Genomic DNA, 586 nt, shown 5'->3' with positions numbered 1-586 from the left:
AGGGGCGCGGGGAACTGCGCGCTCGACCCCCACGACGGGGAAGGGGCTCACCCCGAGAGGTGAACCCCTTCCCGAACCGCCCGTGGGCGATCAGACCGTCCGGAACGCCAGCACCACGTTGTGCCCACCGAACCCGAACGAGTCGTTCAACGCGGCGATCCGCCCGTCCACGGGCAGCTTCCGCGCCTCACCGCGGACCACGTCCGCGTTCGCCTCGGCCTCGGGATCCAGGTTCTCCACGTTGATCGTCGGCGGAGCCACCCGGTGGTACAGCGCCAGCACGGTCGCCACCGACTCCACACCACCGGCGCCGCCCAGCAGATGACCGGTCATCGACTTCGTCGCGGACACCGCGATGTGGTCCGCGTCGTCCCCGAACACCTTCCGCAGCGCCTTCAGCTCGGCGATGTCACCGGCCGGCGTCGACGTCGCGTGCGCGTTCACGTGCACGATCTCCGCCGGGTCCAGGTCCGTGCGGTCCAGCAGGTTCTGCAGGGCGTGCGAGATGCCCCGCCCCTCCGGCTCCGGCTGCACGATGTCGTGCGCGTCGGCCGAGATGCCCTGGCCCACCGCCTCCGCGTAGACA

Annotated in this window: 1 protein-coding gene; it reads right to left on the bottom strand. The window is 71.2% G+C overall.

Annotated elements, in window-relative coordinates; translation table 11 throughout:
* Nucleotides 1-90: 90 nt before the first annotated feature.
* Nucleotides 91-586: beta-ketoacyl synthase (locus LPA54_RS35420; RefSeq protein WP_368857891.1), on the bottom strand; the 496-nt coding region annotated here is incomplete at its 5' end.

The organism is Streptomyces sp. DH12 (assembly GCF_020873895.1).
Classification (GTDB): domain Bacteria; phylum Actinomycetota; class Actinomycetes; order Streptomycetales; family Streptomycetaceae; genus Streptomyces.
The sequence above is the reverse complement of the archived record's forward strand: the minus strand, read 5'-3'. Positions and strand labels throughout refer to the sequence as shown.